This window comes from Micromonospora cabrerizensis (genome assembly GCF_022230955.1).
In the GTDB taxonomy this organism is placed as follows: Bacteria; Actinomycetota; Actinomycetes; order Mycobacteriales; family Micromonosporaceae; genus Micromonospora; species Micromonospora cabrerizensis.
In genome coordinates this window covers 1-23,897 of record NZ_JAKKFI010000073.1, presented here as the reverse complement: position 1 = coordinate 23,897, position 23,897 = coordinate 1, and the positions used below count along the sequence as shown (strand labels likewise).

Genomic DNA, 23,897 nt, shown 5'->3' with positions numbered 1-23,897 from the left:
CGACGGCCGGTGCAAGTCCTTCTCCGACGACGCCGACGGGACCGGCTGGGCCGAGGGCGCCGGTGTGCTCCTGGTGGAGCGGCTCTCCGACGCAGTGCGCAACGGTCACCGGGTGCTCGCCGTGGTGCGGGGAACCGCGGTCAACCAGGACGGCGCGTCGAACGGGCTGACCGCCCCGAACGGGCCGTCGCAGCAACGCGTCATCCGGGCCGCCCTCGCGGATGCCGGCCTGGGCACCGCCGACGTGGACGCTGTCGAGGCGCACGGCACCGGCACCCGGCTGGGTGACCCGATCGAGGCGCAGGCCGTGCTGGCCACCTACGGTCAGGACCGACCCGCCGACCAGCCGCTGTGGTTGGGCTCGATCAAGTCGAACATCGGCCACACGCAGGCCGCCGCCGGGGTCGCCGGCATCATCAAGATGATCGAGGCGATGCGGCACGACACGATGCCGCGAACCGTCCACGTCGAGCGGCCCAGCGGGCACGTCGACTGGTCGGCGGGTGCGGTGGAGCTGCTCACCGACGCGCGGCCGTGGCCGGCGGGGGAGCGCCCACGCCGGGCCGGGGTGTCGTCGTTCGGGGTGTCCGGCACGAACGCCCACGTGATCATCGAGGAGCCGCCGGCCGCGCCGCTCGACGAGCCGGCCGTGGTGTCGCAGGACGTGCCGTGGGTGCTGTCCGGGCGCAGCCCGCAGGCGGTCGCCGGCCAGGCGCAGCGGCTCACCGAGTGGGGTGGCACCGCCGAAGAGGTGGCGTATTCGCTGGCGGTGTCGCGGGCGACGTTCGACCACCGGGCGGTCGTGCTCGGCCCGGACCACCGCAGCGGGCTCGCGGCCCTGGCCGACGGGTTGCCGTCCAGCACGGTGATTTCGGGTGTGGCGCGTTCGGCCGGTGTGGTGTTCGTGTTCCCGGGTCAGGGTTCGCAGTGGGTTGGTATGGCCGTGAGTTTGCTGGATGCCGAGCCGGTGTTCGCGGCGCGGATCGCGGAGTGTGCGGCGGCGCTGGATCCGTTCGTGGACTGGAACTTGCTGGAGGTGTTGCGCTCGGACGATCCGTTGGAGCGGGTGGACGTGGTGCAGCCGGTCCTGTGGGCGGTGCACGTCTCGCTCGCCGAGGTGTGGCGGTCCAAGGGTGTGGTGCCGGATGCGGTGATCGGTCATTCGCAGGGTGAGATCGCGGCGGCGTGTGTGGCCGGTGCGCTGTCGCTCAGCGACGCGGCGAAGGTCGTCGCGTTGCGCAGTCAGGCACTGCTGTCGATCGCGGGCACCGGTGGGATGGTGTCGGTCAACGCCGGCCTGGACGTGGTCACCCCTCTGCTGACCGAGGGGGTCAGTGTCGCGGTGGTCAACGGCCCGACCAGCGTTGCCGTCGCGGGTGCTGACCTGGACGCGTTCCTGGCCGCCGCCGAAGCGGCCGGGGTGCGGGCGAAGCGCGTCAAGGTCGACTACGCCTCGCACTGCGCTCTGGTCGAGCCCGTGGAGGCGGAACTCGCCCGTCTGCTCGACGGGGTGCGTCCGCAACCCGGTGCGGTGCCGGTGTTCTCCACCGTGGAGGACGGCGGTCAGTTGAACGCCGGTTACTGGTATCGCAACCTGCGTCAGCCGGTGCGGCTGGACCTGGCCGTCGAGGCGGCGTACGCGGCCGGGCACCGGATCTTCGTCGAGGTCAGTGCGCACCCCGTGCTCACCGGTGCGATCGCCGACACCGCCGAGGTCGCCACGGTGGGGACGTTGCGTCGTGGTGAGGGCGGCCCCGATCAGCTGGTCCGGTCGTTGGCCGAGGCGTGGGTACGCGGCGCACCCGTCGACTGGACCACCGTCATCCCGGCGACCCGGACCGTCGACCTGCCCACCTACCCCTTCCAGCACCAGCGTTTCTGGCCGGTCGGCGATGCGCCCGTGCCGGTCCTGGACCCGATGGACAGCGAGTTCTGGCAGGCCGTGGAGAACGGGGACCTCACCCCACTCGGCATCACCGACGACGGCACCGACCTGCTGCCCGCCCTCACCGCCTGGCGGCGTACCCGCAAGGAGCGCGGCACCACCGACACCTGGCGCTACACCGTCGGCTGGACCGCCCTGCCCGAGCCGACCGACGCGTTGCTCACCGGCACCTGGCTTGTGCTGACCACTGCCACCGCGCAGACCGAGACCACCTTCGCCACCGCCGCGATCGAGCAGGCCGGCGGCACCGCCGTCGTCGTGGAGGTCGACCCGGCAACCACCGACCGGGCCACCCTGACCGCACAACTGGGCGCGGCGACCGGCCCGGAACCCGCCGTGTCCGGTGTGCTGTCCCTGCTGGCGGTCGCCCCGGACACCGACGGCGTCGTACCGCCCTGCCTGACCGCGACCGTGCTGCTGATCCAGGCCCTGGCCGACGCCGGGATCCCCGGCCGACTCCGGATCGTCACCCGCGGGGCGGTCACCGTCACCGCCACCGACGAGCCGCCGCTGACCGGGCCCGCCCAGGTCTGGGCCACCGGCCGGGTGTTCGGCCTGGAGCAGCCGGACCGCTGGGGAGCGCTCATCGACCTGCCGGCCCGGCTCGACAGCACCGTGCTCACCCGCTTCCAGGCCGCCGTCGCCGGCATCGACGACGAGGACCAGATCGCGGTACGCGACAACGGCGTCCACGTTCGACGCCTGCGCCCCGCGCCCGTCAACGGCCCGGCACCGAGGACCGGTTGGACGCCGACCGGCACCACCCTGGTCACCGGTGGCACCGGGGCGATCGGCGCACACGTGGCCCGTTGGCTGGCCGGACGCGGTGCCGAGCACCTGGTGCTCACCAGCCGCCGCGGCCCGGACGCCCCCGGTGCCGGCGACCTGCGTACCGAGTTGGAACAGCTCGGCGCCCGGGTCACCATCGCCGCCTGCGACGTCGCCGACCGTGACGCGCTCCGCGGCGTGCTCGACGGCATCGATGACCTCGGCGCGGTCTTCCACGCCGCTGGCGTCGCCCGCTCGGCGTCGCTCGCCGACACCGGCCTGGACGAGTTCGCCGACGTGGTCGACGGGAAGGCGGCAGGCGCCGCCCTGCTCGACGATCTCGTCGGGGACGTGAGCGCGTTCGTCCTGTTCTCCTCCAACTCCGGCGTCTGGGGCGGTGGCGGCCAGGGTGCGTACGCGGCGGCCAACGCGTACCTCGACGCGCTCGCGGCCCGTCGCCGGGCCCGCGGCCTGCGCGCCACCTCGATCGCCTGGGGGGTGTGGGACGGCGGCGGCATGTCCGACGCCGCGATCGTCGAACAACTGCGCCGACGCGGCCTCGCCGCGATGGCACCCGACCTGGCCATCGCCGCGATGGCACGGACCCTGGATCACGACGAGACCTTCGTCGCCATCGCCGACGTCGACTGGCAGCGGTTCGCACCCGCCTACGAGTCGGCCCGACCCCGGCCGCTGCTGCACGAACTGCCGCAGGTGCGCCGGATCCGCGAGGCCGACCAGGCCGCCATCAGCGGCCAGGGGGCGTCCGCGCTCTACACCCGACTGCGTGACCTGTCGCGCGGCGAGCGGCACCGGGCCCTGCTCCAGACCGTACGGGCGGAGGCCGCCGCCGTCCTCGGGCACCCGTCGGCCGAGTTCGTCGAGCCGGAGCGGGCGTTCCGGGAGCTGGGCTTCGACTCGGCGACCGCGATCGAGATGCGCAACCGGCTCAACGCGAGCACCGGCCTGCGGCTCACCACCACCCTCATCTTCGACTACCCCAGCGCCCTGGTCCTCGCCGAGCACCTGCACGACGAGCTGTTCGGGCCCGACGAGCTGGACGACGACGCCCGCATCCGGCAGGCGCTCGCCGCGATCTCCCCGGCCCGGCTGAGGGCCGCCGGGTTGCTGGACGCCCTGTTGCGCCTCGCCGACGGCGCCGGTGACGACGCCGAACCAACCGTCGGGGAGCCGGACGGCACCGACCTCGACGGACTGGATGAGGACGACCTCATCCGGCTGGCACTCGATTCCTCTCGCTGAACCACCGACGTGCGGAGCTCATGATGGCCACCTCCAACGACAAGCTCGTCGAGGCACTGCGCTCCTCCCTCAAGGAGAACGAGCGTCTGCGCCACCAGCACCGCCGACTCACCGAGGCGCAGCGGGAACCGATCGCTGTCGTCGGAATGGCCTGCCGGTATCCCGGCGGCGTCGACTCGCCCGAGGCACTCTGGCGTCTCGTCGCCGACGGTGCCGGGGCCCTGTCCGACTTCCCGGACGACCGCGGCTGGGACCCGGCCGCCTCGTACGCCCGGCCGGCCGGCTTCCTGGACGCGGCGGGTGAGTTCGACGCGGCGCTGTTCGGCATCTCGCCGCGCGAGGCCGTCGCCATGGACCCGCAGCAGCGGCTCCTCATGGAGGCAGCCTGGGAGGCCCTGGAGCGTGGCGGTGTCGACCCGCTCTCGCTGCGGGGCCGTCAGGTCGGCGTCTTCGTCGGCTCGAACACGCAGGACTACGCGTCGGTGCTGATGCGTACGCCGATCGCGGACGAGGGTCACCTGCTCACCGGAAACGCGGCCGCTGTGGTCTCCGGCCGCCTGTCGTACTTCTTCGGCCTCGAGGGCCCGGCCATCACCGTCGACACCGCCTGCTCGTCGTCGCTGGTCGCGCTGCACCTGGCGGTCCAGTCGTTGCGGCAGGGCGAGTGCACGATGGCGCTGGCCGGGGGCGCGACCGTCATGTGCACCACCGGCGCGTTCGAGGAGTTCGAACGACAGGGTGGGCTCGCGGCGGACGGCCGCTGCAAGTCGTTCGCCGCCGCCGCCGACGGCACCGGCTGGGGTGAGGGCGTCGGGCTGTTGCTGGTGGAACGTCTCAGCGACGCCCGCCGGCTGGGCCACCCGGTGCTCGCCGTCATCCGCGGCACCGCGGTCAACCAGGACGGCGCGTCCAACGGCCTCACCGCCCCGAACGGCCCGTCCCAGCAGCGGGTCATCCGCGCCGCGCTGGAGAACGCCGGGCTCACCGGCGCCGAGGTGGACGCGGTCGAGGCGCACGGCACCGGCACCGTGCTCGGTGACCCGATCGAGGCGCAGGCGCTGCTGGCCACCTACGGCCGTGACCGGGCAGGGGGTGACCCGCTCTGGCTTGGCTCGATCAAGTCGAACATCGGCCACACGCAGGCGGCCGCCGGTGTCGCCGGGATCATCAAGATGGTCATGGCGATGCGGCACCGCACCCTGCCGCGGACCCTGTCCGTCGACGCGCCCACCCCGCACGTCGACTGGTCGACCGGTGCCGTGGAGCTGCTCACCGAGGCCCGTCCCTGGCCGTCCGGCGACCACCCGGCCCGGGCCGGGGTGTCCGCCTTCGGCGTCTCCGGCACCAACGCCCACGTCATCGTGGAGCAGGCACCGCCCGGCGACGAGGAGGAGCCGGCCCGGGAGCCGGCCACCGTCCCGGCGCCGCTGCTGCTCTCCGGCCACGACGACGCCGCCCTGTACGCCCAGGCGGCCCGCCTCGCCCGCCACCTCACCGACGGCGACGCCGACCCCGGCGACGTCGCGCACTCGCTGGCCACCACCCGCGCCGGTCTGCGACACCGGGCCGCGATCACCACGACCGACCCGGCGGAACGGCTCGCCGCGCTGGCGGCGCTCGCCGAGGGACGCGGCACGGCCGGCGTGGTGCGGGCCGTCGTCACGCGCGGCCCACTCGCGTTCGTCTTCTCCGGCCAGGGTTCGCAGCGGCCCGGCATGGGTCTGGAGCTGGCGTCGTCGTTCCCGGTGTTCGCCGAGGCGTTCGACGCGGCGTGCGCGGAGCTGGACCGTCATCTCGACCGCCCGTTGCGTGAGGTGATCGCCGAGGGCGACGACCTGGACCAGACGGTCTACACGCAGACGGCGTTGTTCGCGGTCGAGGTCGCCCTGTTCCGCGTCGTCGAGTCGTTCGGCGTCACCCCCGACTACCTGGTGGGGCACTCGATCGGGGAGATCGCCGCCGCGCACGTGGCCGGGGTGCTGTCCCTGCCGGACGCGGCGAAGCTGGTGGCCGCCCGGGGTCGGTTGATGCAGGCGCTGCCGACCGGTGGCGTGATGGTCGCGGTGCGGGCGACCGAGGCGGAGGTGCTGCCGCTGCTGACCGACGGCGTGTCCGTCGCGGCGGTGAACGGCCCGCACTCGGTGGTGCTGTCCGGTGTGGAACGCGAGGTCGCGGCGGTCGCCGCCCACTTCGAGAAGTCCAAGCGACTGCGGGTCAGCCACGCGTTCCACTCGGTGCTCATGGAGCCCATGCTGGCCGAGTTCGCGCAGGTCGCGTCAACGCTGACCTACGCGCAGCCCCGGATCCCGATCGTGTCCAACGTGAGCGGGCAGGTCGCCGGGACGCAGGACGCCGGTTACTGGGTGCGGCACGTGCGCGAGGCCGTGCGCTTCGCCGACGGGATCGCCACCCTGGAGGGCCTGGGGGTCGCCACCTTCGTGGAGATCGGCCCGGACGGGGTCCTCTCCGCGATGGGCGCGGACTGCGTCACCGACGCGGTGTTCGTACCCGTGCAACGCGCCGACCGCGAGCAGGCCACCTCACTGCTCACCGCGCTGGCCCAGCTCTTCGTGCGCGGCGTGCCGGTGGACTGGACGCCGTGCCACCCCGCCGCTCGCACGGTGGACCTGCCCACCTACGCGTTCCAGCGCCGCTACTTCTGGCCGGACCTGCCGAAACCGGTGAGCGGCACTCCCCACGAGTGGCGCTACCGGGAGAGGTGGCAGCCCGTCGACGTCGCGCCCACCGGGGCCCTCGCCGGGCCGTGGCGCATCGTCGCCGACCCGGCGGACCCGACCGCCCAGCAGCTGCACGACCTGCTGACCCGCCACGGCGCCACCCCGGACATCGGCACCGCCCCGGAGATCACCGACGAGCTGGCCGGCATCCTGCACGTGCCCTCCCGCACCGGCGACCCTTCCCGCACCGACGACCTGGACGCCACGGCCACCCTGCTCGCCCTCGTCAACGCCGCCGACACCGCCGGCAGCACCGCCCCGATCTGGACCGTCACCACCGGCGCCGTCACCACCGGGACCGACGGCATCGCCCCCGACCCCGCCCAGGCCGCGCTCTGGGGCCTCGGCCGGGTGGCCGCCCTCGAACTCCCGGACACCTGGGGAGGCCTCGTCGACCTGGCCGGGGACGTCACCGACCAGCTCGCCGCGGTCCTGACCGGCACCACCGACGAGGACCAGATCGCGATTCGCGCCGACGGCCTGCACGCCCGCCGCATCGATCGCGCCCCCGCCACCACCGCCGCACCATGGCAGCCGACCGGCACCGTCCTGGTCACCGGCGGCACCGGGGCGCTCGGCGCCCACGTCGCCCGCTGGGCCGCGCACTCCGGCGCGGAGCGGGTCGTCCTGGTCAGCCGCCGCGGCCCGGACGCGCCCGGCCTCGACGCCCTGACCACCGAACTGGCCGGAACCGGCTGCCAGATCACCGCCGCGGCCTGCGACGTCACCGACCGCGACGCCCTCGCCGCCCTCGTCGCGACGCTGCGCGCGGAGGGCACGCCGGTCCGCTCGGTCGTGCACACCGCCGGCGTGGCCCACCTGACCCCGCTCACCGGCCTGAACCCCGGCGACATCGCCGAACTCGGTGCCGCGAAGGTGCTCGGCGCCCGGCACCTCGACGACATCCTCGGCGACGAGCTGGACGCCTTCGTGCTCTTCTCGTCGATCGCGGGCGTGTGGGGCAGCGGCGACCAGGGCGGATACGCCGCCGCGAACGCGTACCTCGACGCCCTCGCCGCCCGCCGCGCCGCCCAGGGTCGGCCCGCCACCGCGGTCGCCTGGGGCCCGTGGGCCGGCGGTGGCATGGCCGACGCCGAGGTCTCCGCCCACCTCGCCCGGCGCGGCATCACCGCCATGAACCCGACCCGCGCCATCGCCGCGCTGGCCCACGCCGTCTCCGCCGGCGACACCACCGTCGTGGTCGCCGACGTGGACTGGTCGCGCTTCGGACCCGCCTTCACGGTACGACGGCACAGCCCCCTGCTCACGCCACTGCTCGCCAGCGCGCCGGACGAGCCGCAGTCCACCGGCACGGCCGCCGATCTCCTGGCCGGCCGCACCGCCGACGAGCGCCGCGCGTACCTGCTGCACCTGGTGCGCAGCGAGGCCGCCGCGGTCCTCGGCCACGAGTCCGCCGACGCCGTCCCGGCCGACCGCCCGTTCCGGGAACTCGGCTTCGACTCGCTGACCGCCGTGGAACTGCGCAGCCGCCTCGTCGCCGCGACCGGCCTGCGCCTGCCCACCACTGTCGCCTTCGACTACCCGTACGCCGCCGTGCTCGCCGCCGAGCTGGACGCCCTGCTGTCCGGCTCGGACCGCACCGCGAACACCGTCGCGCCGGTCGTCGGCGTCTCCGACGAGCCGATCGCCATCATCGGGATGGCCTGCCGCTACCCGGGTGACGTCGGTTCACCCGAGGACCTGTGGCGCCTCGTCGAGTCGGGCACCGACGCGATCGCCGGTTTCCCCGCCGACCGTGGCTGGGACCTGGACTCCCTCTACGACCCGGACCCGGACCAGCCCGGGGCCTCCTACACCCGGGCCGGTGGCTTCGTCGCCGACGTCGCCGGTTTCGACGCGGCGTTCTTCGGCATCTCACCGCGCGAGGCACTGGCCATGGACCCGCAGCAGCGGCTGCTCATGGAGACCGCGTGGGAGGCGGTCGAGCGGGCCGGTATCGACCCCGCCGGTCTGCGCGGCGAGCCCGCCGGTGTCTTCGTGGGCGCGTCCTTCTCCGGGTACGGCACCGGTGACCAGATTGCCGACGGTGTCGAGGGCTACCGGCTCACCGGCACGGCGGCCAGCGTCACCTCCGGCCGGATCGCGTACACCCTCGGCTGGGAGGGCCCGGCCGTGACCGTGGACACCGCCTGCTCCTCGTCGTTGGTGGCGCTGCACCTGGCGGTCCGCTCCCTGCGGTCCGGCGAGTGCTCCCTGGCCCTGGCCGGCGGCGTCACGGTGATGGCCAGCCCGGACGCGTTCGTGGAGTTCTCCCGCCAGCGGGGCCTGTCCGCCGACGGGCGCTGCAAGTCGTTCGCGGCGGGCGCGGACGGCACCGGCTGGTCCGAGGGCGCCGGGCTCCTGCTGGTCGAGCGGCTCTCCGACGCGGTCCGCAAGGGTCACCGCGTCCTCGCCGTGGTCCGTGGCACCGCCGTGAACCAGGACGGCGCGTCCAACGGCCTGACCGCCCCGAACGGCCCCGCCCAACAGCGGGTCATCCGGGCGGCACTGGCCGACGCCGGCCTTACCCCGGCCGACGTGGACGCGGTCGAGGCGCACGGCACCGGCACCCGCCTCGGCGACCCGATCGAGGCACAGGCTCTGCTCAGCGCGTACGGCCAGGACCGCCCGACCGGTCAGCCGCTGTGGCTCGGCTCGGTCAAGTCGAACATCGGGCACACCGTCGCGGCGGCCGGCGTCGCCGGGATCATCAAGATGGTCATGGCGATGCGGCACCGGGTGCTGCCGCGCACGCTGCACGTGGACGCGCCCACCCCGCACGTCGACTGGTCCACCGGGGCGGTGTCCCTGCTCACCGAGGCCCAGCCGTGGCCCGACGTGGATCGTCCGGCCCGCGCCGCGGTCTCCTCCTTCGGCATCAGCGGCACGAACGCCCACGCGATCCTGGAAGCGCCCCCGACGCCGCAGCCGCAGGCCGTCCCGGACTCGCAGGTTGCGCCGGAGCCCAAGGCCGCGCTCGTACCGGCGACGTTGCCGGTGCCGTGGACGCTCGGTGCCGCCGAACCGGCCGCGCTGAGCGCGCAGGCCGCGCGACTGCTGCCGTACCTCGACGCGAATCCGGTCGACGTCGGTCTCTCCCTCACCCGGCGTGGCTCGTTTCCGCACCGGGCCGTGGTGTTCGGTCGGGCCGCCCTCGACGCGGTCACCGAGGGGCGGACGGATCCCGGCCTGGTGACCGGTGACGTGGTCGACGGCAGGCTCGCGTTCGTGTTCTCCGGTCAGGGTTCACAGCGAACCGGCATGGGCCTGGATCTGGTGTCGTCGTTCCCGGTGTTCGCGGACGCGTTCGACGCGGTGTGCGCGGAGCTGGACCGTCATCTCGACCGGCCGATCCGCGAGGTGATCGCCGACGGCGATGACCTCGACCAGACGGTCTATACGCAGACGGCGTTGTTCGCCGTTGAGGTGGCGTTGTTCCGCCTCGTTGAGTCGTTCGGTGTCATGCCGGATTACCTGGTGGGGCACTCGATCGGTGAGATCGCGGCGGCGCACGTTTCCGGGGTGCTGTCCCTCGCCGACGCGGCTGCGTTGGTCGCCGCCCGGGCCGGCCTGATGCAGGCACTGCCGACCGGCGGGGTCATGGTGGCGGTGCGGGCGACCGAGGCGGAGGTGCTGCCGCTGTTGACCGGTGGGGTGTCGGTCGCTGCGGTGAACGGTCCGCGTTCGGTGGTGCTGTCCGGTGTGGCCGACGAGGTCGCCGCCGTTGCCGCCCAGTTCGAGAAGTCGAAGCGGCTGCGGGTCAGTCACGCGTTCCACTCGGTGCTGATGGAGCCGATGCTGGCCGAGTTCGCGCAGGTCGCGGACACGTTGACCTACGCGCGGCCCCGGATCCCGATTGTGTCCAACGTGAGCGGGCAGGTCGCGGAGACGCAGGACGCCGGTTACTGGGTGCGGCACGTGCGCGAGGCGGTCCGCTTCGCCGACGGTATCGCCACCCTGGAAGCCGCAGGGGTGAACACGTTCGTGGAGATCGGTCCGGACGGCGTGCTCTCCGCGATGGGTGCGGACTGCGTCACCGACGCGGTGTTCGTACCCGTGCAACGCTCTGACCGCGACCAGCCGACCGCCCTGCTCACCGCCCTCGCGCAGGTCTTCGTGCGCGGCGTCGCGGTGGACTGGACACCGTGCCTGACCGGCGGACGTCTCATCGACCTGCCCACCTACGCCTTCCAGCACCAGCGCTACTGGCCCGCCGCCACGGTCACCGGCAACGGCGACGCGGTCGACCACCCGCTGCTGGGCGGCATGGTCACCCTGGCCGGCGACGGCGACGAACGGATCTTCACCGGCCGCTGGTCGCGCACCGCGCTGCCGTGGCTCGCCGACCACCAGGTCGCCGGCGACGTCGTCGTCCCGGGCACCGCGCTGCTCGAACTCACCCTCGCCGCCGGTGCCGAGGTCGGCTGCGACCAGGTCGACGATCTCGTCCTGGCCGCCCCGCTGATCCTCGGCGAGCAGCGGGTGGAGGTCCAGGTACGCACCGGCGCGGCCGACAACTCCGGCCACCGCGCCGTCACCGTCCACGCCAGCTCCGACGGCACCCGGTGGACCACCCACGCCACCGGCACCCTCAGCACCGCCGCGCGCGCCGACGACACCACGCCGACCACCTGGCCGCCCACCGGGGCCGCGGCGATCGACACCACCGGCCTCTACGACGCCCTGCGCCGCCGCGGCCTCGACTACGGTCCCGCCTTCCAGGGGCTGCGCCAGGCGTGGCTGGGCACCGACGGCGCCGTGTACGCCGAGGTGGAGCTGCCGGTGGAGGGCAGCCGGTACGGCGTGCACCCGGCCCTGCTGGACACCGCCCTGCACCCGCTCGGTCTCGGCGTCCTGGGCAGCGACGACGGTCAGGCCCGGGTGCCGTTCGCCTGGTCCGGCGTCACCCTGCGGGCTGCCGGCGCGGTCACCGCCCGGGTGCGGCTGGCCGACGCCGGCACCGACGCCGTCAGTGTCCACCTCACCGACACCGTCGGCCGGACCCTGCTGACCGCCGACTCCCTGGTGCTGCGCCGCTACGCCGAGCGCACCGCCAGCACCGACGGCCTGCACCACCTCGACTGGATCCCGGTCGAGGCGCCCGGCACGTCGGACCGCACCGGAACCGAGGTGCTGCGCGTACCCGCCACCGACCCCACCGACCCGATCACCGCCACCCATGCCACCACCGCCACTGTCCTGGCCGCGCTGCGCGACGCCGTCGAACGGGACATTCGGCTCGCGATCGTCACCAGCGGCGCGGTCCGCAGCGCTCCCGGCGACCCGGTCACCGATCTGGCCGCCGCCGCCGTCTGGGGCCTGGTCCGCAGCGCCCAGACCGAGAACCCCGGCCGGTTCCTGCTCATCGACACCGACGGCGACGAACACCTGGGCGCCGTGCTCGCCACCGGCGAGGAGCAGATCGCGATCCGGGACGGCGCCCTGCGCGCGCCCCGACTGGCCCGGGTCACCGAACCCGCCGCCGGCCACGACTTCGGCACCGGCACGGTCCTGGTCACCGGCGCGTTCGGCACCCTCGGCCGGCTGGTCACCCGACACCTCGTCACCCGGTACGGCGTCACCGACCTGCTGCTGCTCAGCCGCCGCGGCCCGGACGCCCCGGAGGCCGCCGACCTCACCGCGGAACTCGCCGCGCTCGGCGCGACCAGCACCGTCCTGGCCTGTGACCTGGCCGACCGTGACGCTCTCGCCGCGGCCATCGGCAGCGCGGGCAGCCTGACCGGGGTCGTCCACATCGCCGGCGTGATCGACGACGGTGTGGTCACGGCGCTCACGCCGGAACGCCTCGGGGCGGTGCTCCGACCAAAGGTCGACGCCGCCTGGCACCTGCACGAACTCACCGCCGGGCACCCGCTGACCGCGTTCGTGACGTTCTCCTCGGCGGCCGGTCTGCTCGGCAGCCCCGGCCAGGCCAACTACGCGGCAGCGAACGCCTTCCTCGACGCCCTGGCCGAGCTGCGGAACCGGGCCGGGCTCCCCGCCTCGTCGCTGGCCTGGGGACCCTGGGCCGCCGGGATGGCCGCCGACCTGGACCCGGACGCCGTCCAGCGGATCAGCCGTGGCGGACTGGCCCTGATCACACCCGAGGACGGCCTCGGCCTCCTCGACGCGGCCGGCCAGCGCACCGTGGTCGTACCGCTGCGGCTCACCTCCGGGCGTACCGCACCGGCCACCGTCCACCCGCTGCTGCGCAACCTGGTCCGGGCCGGGCGTCGTGGCACCGCCCGGGCCGCCACCGGCGACGCCTCCCTGGTCCAGCGCCTGGGCGCCCTACGCCCGGCCGACCAGCGGGAGGCGCTGCTCGACCTGGTCCGCACCCACGTCGCGAGCGTGCTCGGCCACGGCTCGGGTCAGGCCGTCGCCCCCGGCAAGGCGTTCCAGGAGACCGGGTTCGACTCGCTGGCCGCCGTCGAGCTGCGCAACGGCCTGAACGCGGCGACCGGTCTGCGGCTGCCGGCCACCCTCGTCTTCGACCACCCGAGCCCGGCCGCTCTCGCCGCCCACCTGCACGAGACGCTGTTCGGCGTCGACCTGACCGGCACCCCGGAGGTCACCGCGCCCGCCCGGGCCGACGAACCGATCGCCATCGTCGGCATGGCCTGCCGCTACCCCGGCGGGATCAGCTCACCCGAGGACCTGTGGCGCCTCGTCCAGACCGGCAGCGACGCGATCGGTGACTTCCCCGCCGACCGGGGCTGGGACGTGGACCGCCTCTACCACGCCGACCCGGACCACCCCGGGACCTCGTACACCCGCTCGGGCGGCTTCCTCGCCGACGCCGCCGATTTCGACGCCCCGTTCTTCGGGCTCGGCCCGCGCGAGGCCCTCGCCACCGACCCCCAGCAGCGGTTGCTGCTGGAAACCTCGTGGGAGGCCTTCGAGCGGGGAGGTATCGACCCGGCGACCGTACGCGGCAGCCGCACCGGCGTCTTCGCCGGAGTGATGTACCACGACTACGTGTCCCGCCTGGACCCCGACGGCGACGCCGTCGAAGGTCTGCTCGGCATCGGCAACGCGGGCAGCGTCATCTCCGGCCGGATCGCGTACACCTTCGGGCTGGAAGGCCCGGCGGTCACCGTCGACACCGCCTGCTCGTCCTCCCTGGTGGCGCTTCACCTGGCCATCCAGGCGATCCGCAGCGGCGAGTGCACGATGGCGCTCGCCGGTGGGGTCACCGTGATGGCCACCCCGGGCACCTTCATCGAGTTCTCCCGCCAGCGCGGGCTCTCCGCCGACGGCCGCTGCAAGTCCTTCGGCGCCGGAGCGGACGGCACCGGCTGGTCCGAGGGCGTCGGCATGCTCGTGGTCGAACGCCTCTCCGACGCCCGCCGCAACGGCCACCCGGTCCTCGCCGTCATCCGCGGCAGCGCCGTCAACTCCGACGGGGCCTCCAACGGTCTGACCGCCCCGAACGGCCCCGCCCAGCAGCGGGTCATCCGCGCCGCACTCGCCAGCGCCGGCCTGGGCACCGGCGACGTCGACACCGTCGAGGCGCACGGCACCGGCACCGTGCTCGGCGACCCGATCGAGGCGCAGGCACTGCTTGCCACCTACGGTCAGGACCGCCCCGACGACCGGCCGCTGTGGCTCGGCTCGATCAAGTCGAACATGGGCCACACCCAGGCCGCCGCGGGCGTCGCCGGCATCATCAAGATGATCGAGGCGATGCGGCACGGCGTCCTGCCGCGCACCCTGCACGCCGACGACCCGTCCCCGCACATCGACTGGTCGGCCGGCGCCGTCGAACTGCTCACCGAGGAACGCCCGTGGACGGTGAACGGCCGTCCCCGCCGCGCCGCCGTCTCCTCGTTCGGTGTCTCCGGCACCAACGCCCACGTCATTCTCGAAGCCGCTCCCGAGCCCGCCCCCGCACCCCGGCCGCCGAACACCGGTCCGGCGGCCTGGCCGCTCACCGCGACCACCACCGACGGCGTACGCGACCAGGCGACGCGACTGCTGGCCCACCTGGCGTCCCACCCCGGACTGGACACCGCCGACATCGGACACACCCTCGGCGCGCGCGGCACCTTCGCGCACCGGGCTGTGGTGTTCGGGCCGGACGCCCTCGACGCGGTCGCCGAGGGACGTCCGGATCCCGGCGTGGTGACCGGTGACGTGGTCGACGGCAAGCTCGCGTTCGTCTTCTCCGGTCAGGGTTCACAGCGGCCGGGCATGGGCCTGGAACTGGTGTCGTCGTTCCCGGTGTTCGCCAAGGCGTTCGACGCGGCGTGCGCGGAGCTGGACCGTCATCTCGACCGGCCGTTGCGTGAGGTGATCGCCGAGGGCGACGACCTGGACCAGACGGTCTATACGCAGACGGCGTTGTTCGCGGTCGAGGTGGCGTTGTTCCGCCTCGTTGAGTCGTTCGGTGTCATGCCGGATTACCTGGTGGGGCACTCGATCGGTGAGATCGCGGCGGCGCACGTTTCCGGGGTGTTGTCGCTGTCGGACGCGGCGAAGCTGGTCGCCGCCCGGGGTCGCCTGATGCAGGCCCTGCCGACCGGTGGCGTGATGGTGGCGGTGCGGGCGACCGAGGCGGAGGTGCTGCCGCTGTTGACCGACGGGGTGTCCGTCGCGGCGGTCAACGGTCCGCGTTCGGTGGTGCTGTCCGGGGTCGCCGACGAGGTGGCAGCCGTGGCGGCGACGTACAAGTCCAAGCGGCTGCGGGTCAGTCACGCGTTCCACTCGGTGCTCATGGAGCCGATGCTGGCCGAGTTCGCCCGGGTCGCGGACACGTTGACCTACGAGTCGCCCCGGATCCCGATCGTGTCGAACCTGAGCGGGCAGGTCGCCGAGACGCAGGACGCCGGCTACTGGGTGCGGCACGTGCGGGAAGCGGTCCGCTTCGCCGACGGCATCGCCACCCTGGAAGGCCTGGGTGTCGCCACGTTCGTGGAGATCGGTCCCGACGGGGTGCTCTCCGCCATGGGTGCCGACTGTGTCGCGGACGCGGTGTTCGTACCCGTGCAACGCTCCGACCGCGACCAGCCGACCGCCCTGCTCACCGCCCTCGCGCAGGCCTTCGTGCGCGGCGTCGCGGTCGACTGGGCACAGTGTCACCCCGGCGGCCGTCTCATCGAGTTGCCCACCTACGCCTTCCAGCACCGCCGCTACTGGCCCACCGGCCCGGCCGCCGCCGCGCGCCGCGACAGCACCGGCCACCCGCTCTTCGACACCGCCATCACCCTCGCCGAGGCCGGCGGGGAACGCGTCCTCACCGGCCACTGGTCGGTCGCGACCCTGCCGTGGCTCGCCGACCACCGGGTCGACGGCGTCCTCCTGGTGCCCGGAACCGCGCTGGTGGAAGCCGCCCTCGCCGCCGGAGCCGGCGACCGCCTCGACGACCTGGTCCTCGCCGCCCCACTCATCCTGGACGAGGGTGGCGCCCACATCCAGGTACGGGTCGGCGCGGCCACCGACGAGGGCCGCCGGCCGGTCACCATCCACGCCACCACCGACGGCACGACCTGGACCGCCCACGCCACCGGCACCCTGGCTGCCCGCGACGATGCACCGGTCCTCCCGGTGGGCCGCTCGGCCGCCGCGGCGCCACTGGACGTGGACGGACTCTACGACGAGTTGTTCCGACGCGGCCTCGACTACGGCCCGGCGTTCCAGGGGGTCCGGACCGCCTGGCGCGACACCGACGGCACCCTGCACGCTGACGTCGTCCTGCCGGACGAGGTGGACACCGGTGGTTACGGCATCCACCCGGCCCTGCTCGACGCGGCCCTGCACACCCTCGGCCTCGACGGCCAGGCCGGCGACGGCGCCGCCAAGGTGCCGTTCGCCTGGTCCGGGGTCACCGTCCACCAGCCCGGCGTCACCGCCGCCCAGGTCCGCCTCAGCGTCGGCGACGCCGTCCAGGTCACGCTGGCCGACGCCGTCGGCGACCCGGTCGTCACCGTGGCCGCCCTGCGACTGCGGGCGTACGCGCCGCCGTCGGTGCTGCACCGCCTCGACTGGACGCCGATCGACCTGCCCGACACCGGCGACACCGAGAGCGTGATCCTGCGGATCGCCGCGGACGGCAGCGACCCCCTCGCCGCCACCCGCACCGCCACCGCCCGGGCGCTCGACGCCCTCCAGTCGGCCATCGCCGACAACACCCGCCTCACCGTGGTCACCGCCGGCGCCACCGGCCGCGACGTCACCCACCTCTCCGGAGCCGCGGTCTGGGGGCTCGTCCGCGCCGCCCAGTCGGAACACCCCGGTCGGTTCACCCTGGTCGACGCCGAACCCGGCACCGGCGAGGACGAGATCCGTGCCGCGGCGGCAGCGGAGCAGTCCCAGATCACCATCGGTGTGGACGGGGTCTTCACCCCCGTCCTCACGCCGTATTCGGTGAGCGGTGACGAGGCCGCCGGCCCGGGCACCGGCACCGTGCTGATCACCGGTGCCCTCGGTGGGCTCGGCCGGGTCGTCGCCCACCATCTGGTCACCCGGCACGGCGTCACCGACCTGGTGCTGCTCAGCCGGCAGGGCCCCGACGCGCCGGGCGCCGACGCTCTCGTCCGCGACCTCGCCGCCGTCGGAGCCACCGCGACCGTGGTGGCCTGTGACGCCGCCGACCGCGCCGCGCTCGCCCAGGTGCTCGACGGCCTCCCCGACCTGACCGGTGTCGTGCACCTCGCCGGGATGCTCGACGACGGGGTGGTCACCGCGCTGACCGACGAGCGCGTCGCCACCGTCCTGCGCCCCAAGGCCGAAGCTGCCTGGCACCTGCACGAGCTGACCCGCGACCGGCACCTGACCGCGTTCGTGCTGTTCTCCTCGGCGGCCGGTGTCGTCGGCGGCCCCGGGCAGGGCAACTACGCCGCCGCCAACGCGTTCCTCGACGCGCTTGCCGCGTACCGCAGGCGTGCGGGCCTGCCCGGCACCTCCCTGGCCTGGGGGCCGTGGGCGGCCGGCATGGCCGCCACCCTCGCCGGGGCCGACCTGGCCCGGATGGCCCGCACGGGCATCCTGCCGATGACCGAGACGCAGGCACTGACCGCGTTCGACCTGAGCCTCGGCGCCGCCGAGCCGGCCCTGGTGCCGCTGCGGCTCGACCCGACAGCCACCCCGGCCAGTGTGCCGGCGGTGCTGCGCGGCCTGCTGCGGGAGGCACCGAAGCGCCGGGCGAGCCGGCGCGGACCGGACCGTACGCTCGCCGAGCAGATCGCCTCGACCGACCCGGCCGGCCGCAGCGACGCGGTGCTGAACGTGGTCCTCACCCAGGTGGCCGCCACGATCGGCGACGGGGCAGCGCACACCGTCGACCCGGACCTGGAGTTCACCGGCCTCGGGTTCACCTCGCTCGCGGCCGTCGAACTGCGCAACGGCCTCAACGCCGCCACCGGGCTCAGCCTGCCGGCGACGCTCACCTTCGACTACCCGACGCCGCGCGCTCTCGCCGACCACCTGCTGAGCACGCTCGCCCCGGCCCGTACGCCGCGTCTGCTCGACGAACTGGCCCGGCTGGAGCAGGCGTTCACCGCCCTCCTGCCGGACGAGGTCGCCGAACTGGCCGTACGCGACGGCGTCGCGGCCCGGCTGAAGGCACTCACCGGCCAGTGGGCCGAGGTGACCGGGGCGGGCGCCCCGGTCACCGAAACGCTCGACGAAGCCAGCGACGACGAGCTCTTCGCGTTCATCGACCGCCGCCTCGGCGCGTCCTGACCGGCTCGCACACTCTCTCGGACAGGTGATTCCCATGGCGAACGAAGATCGGCTCCGCGAATACCTCAAGCGCGTCACCGCCGAGCTGCACGAGACCAGCGAGCGGTTGCAGGAAGTGGAGGCCCGGCACCGCGAGCCGATCGCCATCATCGCCATGAGCTGCCGGTTTCCCGGTGGCGTGGACTCCCCGGAGTCGCTGTGGCAGCTCGTCGACTCGGGGGTCGACGCCATCGGGGAGTTCCCCGCCGAGCGCGGCTGGGAGGTGGAGAAGCTCTACCACCCCGACCCGGACCACCCCGGCACGTCGTACACCAGGCACGGTGGCTTCCTGCACGACGCCGGTGACTTCGACCCCGCGTTCTTCGGCATCTCGCCTCGGGAGGCGCTGGCCACCGACGCGCAGCAGCGCCTGCTGTTGGAGACGTCCTGGGAGGCCTTCGAGCGGGCCGGCGTCGACCCGGTCGCCCTCAAGGGCAGCCGGACCGGGGTCTTCACCGGTGTGATGTACCACGACTATGCCGCGCTGGTCGGCGAGCTGGGCGACTCCGCCGAGGGTTCGCTCGGCACCGGCAGCACCGGTAGCATCGCGTCCGGCCGGATCGCGTACACGTTCGGCCTTGAGGGCACCGCCGTCACCGTCGACACTGCCTGCTCGTCGTCACTGGTCGCTCTGCACCTGGCCGCCCAGGCGCTGCGACAGGGTGAGTGTGACCTGGCGCTGGCCGGCGGCGTCACGGTGATGGCCACCCCCGGAGCGTTCCTGGCGTTCTCCCGTCAGCGGGGCCTCGCCCCGGACGGCCGCTGCAAGCCGTTCTCCGACGACGCCGACGGCACCGGCTGGGGCGAAGGCGTCGGTATGCTGCTGGTGGAACGGCTCTCTGACGCCGTCCGCAACGGTCACCCGGTGCTCGCCGTGGTGCGGGGGAGCGCGGTCAACCAGGACGGTGCCTCGAACGGCCTGACCGCCCCGAACGGGCCCTCCCAGCAACGCGTCATCCGGGCCGCGCTGACCAACGCCGGCCTGGGCACCGCCGACGTCGACGCGGTCGAGGCCCACGGCACCGGCACCACGCTGGGCGACCCGATCGAGGCGCAGGCCCTGCTGGCCACCTACGGTCAGGACCGACCCGCCGACCAGCCGTTGTGGCTCGGCTCGGTCAAGTCGAACATCGGCCACACCCAGGCCGCCGCCGGCGTCGCCGGCATCATCAAGATGGTCATGGCGATGCGCCACGGCCGGATTCCCCGCAGCCTGCATGCCGACCAGCCGTCCACGCACGTCGACTGGACCGCCGGAGCGGTCCGCGTCGCCGCCGAGCCCCAGCCGTGGCCGCAACGTCCCGGACCGCGCCGGGCGGGCGTCTCCTCGTTCGGTGTCTCCGGTACGAACGCCCACATCATCCTGGAGGAGCCCGCGCCGGACGCCGTTCCCGCCGGAGAGCGGCCCCCGGCAGCCGGGGTGGTGCCGTGGGTGATCTCGGCGCGCTCCTCGGAGGCGTTGCGGGGTCAGGCCGCCCGGCTCGTGCGGGTGCAGGCGGACCCGGTGGATGTGGGGTTCACCCTGGCCGCGCACCGCACGGCACACCCGCACCGGGCGGTGGTGTTCGGGCCGGAGGAGCTGGCGGCGTTGGCCGCTGGTGAGCCGGGTCCGGTCACCGGGTCGGTGGTACGCGGGAAGACGGCATTCGTGTTCTCCGGTCAGGGGTCACAGAGGCCGGGCATGGGTCTGGGGTTGGCGTCGTCGTTCCCGGTGTTCGCCGAGGCGTTCGACGCGGCGTGCGCGGAGCTGGACCGTCATCTCGACCGGCCGTTGCGTGAGGTGATCGCCGAGGCCGATGACCTGGACCAGACGGTCTACACGCAGACCGCCCTGTTCGCGGTCGAGGTGGCTCTGTTCCGCCTGGTCGAGTCGTTCGGTGTCACCCCGGACTACCTGGTCGGACACTCGATCGGTGAGATCGCCGCCGCGCACGTCTCCGGGGTGCTGTCCCTGCCCGACGCGGCGAAGCTGGTCGCGGCCCGGGGGCGGCTCATGCAGGCCCTTCCCACCGGCGGGGTGATGGTGGCGGTGCGGGCCACCGAGGCGGAGGTGCTGCCGCTGCTGACCGACGGGGTGTCCATCGCAGCGGTCAACGGTCCGCGTTCGGTGGTGCTGTCCGGGGTCGCCGACGAGGTGGCAGCGGTGGCGGCGACGTACAAGTCCAAGCGACTGCGGGTCAGCCACGCGTTCCACTCGGTGCTCATGGAGCCGATGCTGGCCGAGTTCGCCCGAGTCGCGCAGACGTTGACCTACGGGCAGCCCCGGATCCCGATCGTGTCCAACGTGAGTGGGCAGATCGCCGAGACGCAGGACGCCGGCTACTGGGTGCGGCACGTGCGGGAGGCGGTCCGCTTCGCCGACGGCATCGCCACCCTGGAAGCTGCGGGCGTGACCACGTTCGTGGAGATCGGCCCGGACGGCGTGCTGTCCGCCATGGGTGCCGACTGCGTCGCGGACGCGGTGTTCGTACCCGTGCAACGCTCTGACCGCGACCAGCCGACCGCCCTGCTCGCCGCCCTCGCTCAGGTCTTCGTGCGCGGCGTCGCGGTGGACTGGACGCCGTGCTACCCCGGCGCGCGGCGCGTCGACCTGCCCACCTACGCCTTCCACCACCAGCGTTTCTGGCCCGTCGGCACCGGCACGCCCACCGGCAGCGGCGGCACCGGGCACCCCATGCTGGACACCGCCATCACCCTCGCCGGCGCGGACGAACTCGTCGTCACCGGCCGGTGGACCCTCCCCACCCACCCCTGGCTCGCCGACCACGCCCTCTCCGGGACGGTCGTCGTCCCCGGAGCGGCCCTCGTCGACCTGGCCCTGGCCGTCGGTGACCGGGTCGGCTGCGACCGGGTCGAGGAACTCACCACCGGAACCCCCCTCACCCTCGGCGAGGACGCCGTGCACGTCCAGGTCCGGGTCGGGCCCGCCGACACCGACGGGCGTCGTGCCGTCGGCATCCACGCGGGCCCCGACGGCGAGACGTGGGTCGAGCACGCCGCCGGCACACTCATGCCCGACCGTGGCGTGGTGAACCCGCCGCCGACGGACTGGCCGCCGTCCGGCGCGACCGCCGTCGCCCTGGACGGCCTCTACGAGGCCTTCGCCGACCGCGGCCTGGTCTACGGCCCGACCTTCCGCGCGCTGCGCGCCGCGTGGCGTGACCACGAGCAGGTGTACGCGGACATCGCCCTCGACGACACCGTGCAGGTCGAGGGCTTCCAGCTGCACCCGGCGGCGCTCGACGCCGCCCTGCACGCCATCGGCGCCGGTGACCTGCTGCCCACTCACGCCGACGGCGCCAGCGTGCCCTTCAGCTGGTCCGGCGTCACCCTGCACGCGATCGGCGGCACCGCTGTCCGCGCCCGGATCCGCTCCCTCGGCGCCGACGCCGTCCGACTGGACCTGACCGACGCCGCCGGCCAGCCGGTCCTCACCGTCGACCGTCTCGTCCTGCGCCCGCTCACCACCCCGGCCGCCGCCGCCACCGCCGACGCGCTGCTGCACCTCGGCTGGCTTCCGCTGGTGCCGTCCGCAGCGAGTGTCACCGGCCCGGTGGTGGTCCATCGGGTCGACCCCGCCGGTGACGACGTCGTCACCAGCACCCACGACCGCGCCGCCGCCGTCCTGGAGACCCTCCAGTCCTGGCTGGTCGCCGGGCCGCAGGACGGCGAACGGCTGGTCGTCGTCACGACCGGCGCGGTCGCCACGGCCGGGGAGCCGGTCACCGACCCCGGGGCCGCAGCCGTCTGGGGACTCGTCCGGGCGGCTCAGTCCGAGCACCCCGGCCGCTTCGTCCTGGTCGACGTCGACGCGACGGACGAGTCAGAGGCGGCACTGCCGGGGCTGCTGGCGACCGGGGAACCGCAGGCCGCGTTGCGCGACGGCGACGCGACCACACCACGGCTCACCAGGCCACCGGCCGGCACCGAACCGCGGGCTCTCGACCTGGCCGATGGCACGGTGCTGGTCACCGGCGCCACCGGGCAGCTCGGCCGGTACGTGGCGCGGCACCTGGTCACCGCGCACGGCGTACGCGACCTGCTGCTGCTGAGCCGCCGTGGCGCCGACGCACCGGGCGCGACCCAACTCCTGGCCGAGTTGTCCGAGCTGGGGGCGTCCGCGCGGCTGGTCGCGGTGGACGTGGCCGACCGGGCGGCACTGGCCGAGGTGGTCGCCGGCGCACCGGAGCTGTCCGGTGTGGTGCACACGGCCGGTGTGCTCGACGACGGCGTCGTCAGCGGGCTGTCGGTGCAGCGGTTGTCGGCGGTGTTGCGGGCGAAGGTGGATGCGGGTTGGTATCTGCACGAGTTGACGCGGAATCGGCGGTTGTCGGCGTTCGTGTTGTTCTCCTCGGCTGCGGGGGTGTTCGGGAACGCGGGCCAGGGCGCGTACGCGGCCGGCAACGCGTTCCTCGACGCCCTGGCGCAGCACCGCCACGGGCTGGGACTGCCGGCCACCTCGCTGGCCTGGGGTCCCTGGGACGTCGGCATGGCGGCCGACATCGACGCCGCCGACCGGGAACGTCTCCTCCGGGGCGGCGCCCGCGAACTCACCGCGGAACAGGGCCTCGCGCTCTTCGACCGGGCGGCGGCCGAGGACACCGCCGTCACCGTGCCGGTGCGGCTCGACCTGCGGGCGATCCGGGCAGCCGGGACCGTCCCGGCCGTCCTCCAGCACCTGGTACGCGTCCGTCGTACCGCTGCCGCCTCCGCGTCGCTGCGTGACCGCCTCGCGCCCCTCGATCATGACGCGCGTCGGGCCGTTGTTCTGGAGGTGGTGTCGTCGCGGGTGGCGGTGGTGCTGGGTCATCCGCAGGGGTGGTCGGTGGATGGTGGTCAGGCGTTTGGTGAGTTGGGTTTTGATTCGTTGACGGCGGTGGAGTTCCGCAATGGGTTGTCGGCGGTGACCGGGTTGCGGTTGTCGGCGACGACGGTGTTCGACTATCCGACCCCGGACGCGCTGGTGGATCATCTGCTGTCGGAGTTGATCGGGGTGGCGGCCGTTGTTCCGGTTGCGGCGACGACGGTGGCGGCGGATGAGCCGATCGCCATCGTGGGAATGGCCTGCCGTTTCCCGGGTGGGGTGGATTCCCCCGAGAGCCTGTGGCGGTTGATCGAGTCCGACGGTGAGGGGACAGGCGATTTCCCGACCGACCGTGGGTGGGACCTGGAGACGTTGGCGGAGACGTCCCTGACGGGCCGGGGCGGGTTCCTGCCGAACGCGGCGGATTTCGACGCGGAGTTCTTCGGGATCTCACCGCGTGAGGCGTTGGCGATGGACCCGCAGCAGCGGTTGCTGTTGGAGGCGAGTTGGGAGGCGCTGGAGCGAGCCGGTTTCGAGCCGTCCTCGTTGCGCGGATCCGACACCGGGGTTTTCGCCGGTCTGATGTACCACGACTACGCCGGCCTGGCCCAGCAGAGCCCCGACGGTCTCGAAGGTTTTTTGGGGACGGGTAATTCGG

Annotated in this window: 3 protein-coding genes; all 3 read left to right on the top strand. The window is 73.9% G+C overall.

Features of this window, described 5'->3' with window-relative positions; genetic code table 11:
• Positions 1 to 3,976, top strand: a 3,976-nt coding sequence (locus LADH09A_RS31730; RefSeq protein ID WP_274529748.1) for a type I polyketide synthase, incomplete at its 5' end; no start/stop codon positions are given.
• A 23-nt stretch (positions 3,977 to 3,999) separates the two neighbouring features.
• Positions 4,000 to 18,396 carry a type I polyketide synthase gene (locus LADH09A_RS31725; RefSeq protein WP_274529747.1) on the top strand — a complete coding sequence of 4,799 codons (14,397 nt, stop codon included), beginning with the start codon at positions 4,000 to 4,002 and terminating at the stop codon, positions 18,394 to 18,396.
• A 34-nt stretch (positions 18,397 to 18,430) separates the two neighbouring features.
• Positions 18,431 to 23,897 (top strand): type I polyketide synthase (locus LADH09A_RS18510; RefSeq protein WP_238646719.1); only part of this gene is annotated, 5,467 nt, incomplete at its 3' end.

Coding starts and splice junctions, on each gene's coding strand:
- LADH09A_RS31725 (WP_274529747.1), top strand. CDS start 4,000: ATGGCCACCTCCAACGACAAGCTCGTCGAGGCACTGCGCTCCTCCCTC.